The 3,805-nt window shown below is 35.5% G+C and carries 3 protein-coding genes; all 3 read right to left on the reverse strand.

The genetic code is table 11. The features are described from left to right. Window positions 1-257: 257 nt before the first annotated feature. The 3 genes from wecB to ACYQ2O_RS10985 are packed head-to-tail and all read right to left on the reverse strand — an operon-like array spanning window position 258 to window position 3,540. Window positions 258-1,385, reverse strand: coding sequence for a non-hydrolyzing UDP-N-acetylglucosamine 2-epimerase (gene wecB / locus ACYQ2O_RS10975; protein ID WP_346024103.1), 1,128 nt, complete (start codon window positions 1,383-1,385; stop codon window positions 258-260). A 2-nt stretch (window positions 1,386-1,387) separates the two neighbouring features. Next, entirely contained in the window at window positions 1,388-2,497 is a 1,110-nt protein-coding gene (locus tag ACYQ2O_RS10980) for a polysaccharide biosynthesis C-terminal domain-containing protein (protein ID WP_346024102.1), read from the reverse strand. Then, a complete protein-coding gene (locus tag ACYQ2O_RS10985; protein ID WP_346024101.1) occupies window positions 2,497-3,540 on the reverse strand; it encodes a polysaccharide biosynthesis protein in 1,044 nt (347 codons plus the stop codon). Before ACYQ2O_RS10985 ends, ACYQ2O_RS10980 begins: the two co-directional genes overlap by 1 nt. Window positions 3,541-3,805 lie beyond the last annotated feature (265 nt).

A 3,805-nucleotide genomic window follows, 5' to 3' on the forward strand; every position in this document is an offset into this window, starting at 1 on the left:
TCATTTTTGTATTATACTTATCCATGCTTAGATCCTTTGTATTGGTCTTGGATAAGTCATCCAAGTACTAGTATAAAGGATTTTTTTATGTCATGGAACAGTTAAATTTTTAATGCAACACTAGTGAATTGTGACAAGTTATATTTTTGAGAACTTGAAAAAAAAGAGGCGATTGTCTTACCATTGTTATTAGTTTCACTCAGTGGGTTATTACTAATAATTAATGTTCTGATTACTCCTTTAGAATTCATTTACGATTAAATCTCACTCCAAACTACTCTATTAATGTAATCCGTATAACTTATTATAATTCGTAATACCTTTTCAGAAACATTCGGCATACTATAATCTCCTACCAGTCTTAAAGTATCCTTCACTTGAGTCTCAAGCACTTCTAAGCCTTGAATAATACGCTCTTTATTTAATCCAACCATCATCACACTAGCTTCTTCCATTGCTTCTGGTCGTTCATGAGCTTCCCGGATATTTAAAGCTCTAAAGCCTAAAATAGAAGATTCTTCACTAATCGTACCACTATCACTTAATACAGCTTTAGAGTGCAATTGTAAACTGTTGTAATCGTTAAAGCCTAAAGGTTTCATTAATTGAATATTTTCATTAAAAGTGATGCCTTTTTCATTTATCATATTACGTGTTCGCGGGTGTGTACTTACAATAATCGGCAAGTTATATTTCTCAGCAATAGCGTTTAAGCTATTTACTAATCCATTAAAATTCTTTTCAGAGTTAATATTTTCTTCCCGGTGAGCAGATACTACGAAATACTGGCCTTTTTCTAAATCCAATCGTTCGAGCACATCTGAATTTTCGATATCTTCTCTGCGAGTTTCTAGTACTTCATACATAGGACTTCCAGTTTTAATGACTTGATCTGCTGGCAGTCCTTCAGCTAAGAGGTACTCACGCGCAATATCACTATAAGTTAAGTTGATATCTGCTACATGATCTACAATTTTACGGTTTGTTTCTTCCGGTACTCGTTGATCAAAGCAACGGTTTCCAGCTTCCATGTGAAAGATTGGGATATGCTTTCTTTTCGCTGCAATTGCGCATAGACAGCTATTCGTATCTCCTAATACAAGAAACGCATCCGGTTGAACTTCGTCTAAAATCGGATCTATATTCACTAGAATATTCCCAATGGTTTCGACAGGTGTACCAGTTGCTGCATTTAAAAAGTAATCCGGTTTCTTTAATTTAAAATCTTCAAAGAAGACTTCATTTAGCTCATAATCATAGTTTTGTCCAGTATGTACTAAGATATGCTCAACCGCCTCTGATTCTTCTAATTTGTTAATTACTGCTGAAAGACGGATAATCTCTGGGCGAGTTCCTACTACAGTCATTACTTTTAATTTTTTCAATGCTAAACCTCCAAATAATAAGTATCTGCGTTATCTGGGTCAAACGGTTCATTCACCCACATGACAGTTACCATTTCTTCTTTTCCAGTATTTACGATTGAATGTGTATAACCGGTTGGAATATCAACGACTTCTAGTTCTTTGCCGCTTACTGAGTATTCAATCACTTTCTCTTCACCGACTTTACGGAATCGAATTACTCCATTCCCTTTAACGACTAGGAACTTTTCATTTTTTGAATGATGCCAGTGCTGGCCTTTAGTAATTCCTGGCTTTGAAACATTAATCGATACTTGACCACGATCTGGGCTTCTTAAAAATTCTGTAAATGAGCCTCGCTCATCTTGGTTCATTTTCAATTTATAAGAAAAGTCGTCCTCTGGTAAAAAACTTAAATAAGTACTATATAAGTTTTTAGTAAAAGAATCACTCATGTCTGGAACTTGTAAGGTTTTACGACTTTCTTTAAAATCTTGAATTAGTTGGGCTACTTCTCCTAAAGTTCTAGTATCTTTTTCTGCAACATGATAGAATTTATCCAATTGCGTGCCATTTCCTTCAAGGCAGTCAATCAGTTCATTAACCACATCATCAATATACTGAAAGGTAATTTCTACAGTAGGATCGTTTACTTGTATTGGCAAGCCATGAGCGATGTTGTGACAAAAAGTAGCAATAACCGTATTGTAATTTGGCTTGCTCCACTTTCCGTAAAGGTTAGAAAACCGGTAGACAAAGACTGGAACGTCATTTCTTTTTCCATACTCAAAAATATAATCCTCCCCAGCCTTCTTGCTCTTACCATAAGGATTGTCTTTTTCAGCCTGAATAGATGAAGAAATCATGATAGGTGCTTGATTATTATTTTCTTCCAATAAACTGGTTAATTGCGAAGTTAAATCTGCATTCCCCTCCATGAACTCTTCTTCAGTCTCAGGACGATTGATACCTGCTAGATGAAAAACAAATTCACAGTCTTTTGTCCATTTTTTTAAATCTTCAAAAGAGTTCTCTTTGTCGTAAAGGTATAAGTCTCCATAACCTCTATTACGTAGTTCAGCTACTAAATTCTTACCAACAAACCCTTCTGAACCTGTGATTAAGATTTCCATTACTGTCCCGCCTTCCATGCTTCTAATTCTTCTTGAACCAATGGTACACTTAATAGTTTCTCTCTTACTTGTTCTACAGTCATCAGTTTTGTATTATCAGAGTTAAATTCTTCTAATAAATTACGATCTTCATCTCCATCTGAGAAATATTTATCGTAATTCAAATCTCGAGTGTCTGCTGGAACGCGATAAAAGTCTCCCATATCAATGGCATGAGCACATTCTTCGTTAGTAAGAAGAGTCTCATACATTTTTTCTCCATGGCGGATACCAATTTGTTTACTTTCTGCTTTAGGATTAAAGATTTGCTTAGTGGCTTCCATTAAGTCACCAATTGTAGATGCAGGAGCTTTTTGTACCATAATATCCCCAGATTCAGCATGTTCAAAAGCATATACTACTAAATCTACTGCTTCTTCTAGAGTCATGATGAATCGAGTCATATTAGGATCAGTTACAGTTAGTTCCTTACCATCACGCATCTGATTGATGAATAAAGGAACGACTGAACCGCGCGATGCTAAAACATTACCATATCGAGTAACACAGATTTCGGTCCGTTCAGGCGAAACAGTTCGTGCTTTCGCTACTGCAACCTTTTCCATCATTGCTTTAGAAGTTCCCATTGCATTCACTGGATAAGCAGCTTTGTCTGTAGATAAACAAATTACTTTTTCTACTCCTTCTTTGACTGCTGCATTTAATACATTTTCTGTGCCGACTACGTTAGTACGTACTGCTTCCATGGGGAAAAACTCACATGACGGCACTTGCTTTAATGCTGCAGCATGGAACACAAAATCCACTCCGTACATTGCGTCTCGTATACTTTGAGGATTACGAACGTCACCAATATAAAACTTGATTTTATTACTATACTCTGGAGCAATTTGTTGATATTTATGACGCATTTCATCTTGCTTCAATTCATCTCTTGAAAAAATTCGAATTTCTTTCAAATCTGATTTTAAGTATTTGTCAAGCACTGCATTTCCAAAAGATCCTGTTCCACCTGTAATTAATAAAGTTTTATCTTTAAACATTTAGCTCCCTCTCTTTTCTTCATTTGTTGAAGTGACTCATTATAATCTCGTATGAATGCTTTGATGTATAATGATTTTCTAGATAAGCTCTTGCATTTCTACCTAAACCCACTCTTAATTCTCTGTCACATAGTTTATTAACTCAAGTTTTGCAGTTAAAAAATAGCCTTTGACCCTTGGTGTCATTGACTTGGTACCGATTATTATGCCGCTTTTGATATTTGATTCAGCTGATTTTCTTTTAAAAATGGCTTGAAGAGTTCCG

It is taken from the genome of Alkalibacterium sp. m-11 (genome assembly GCF_054658155.1).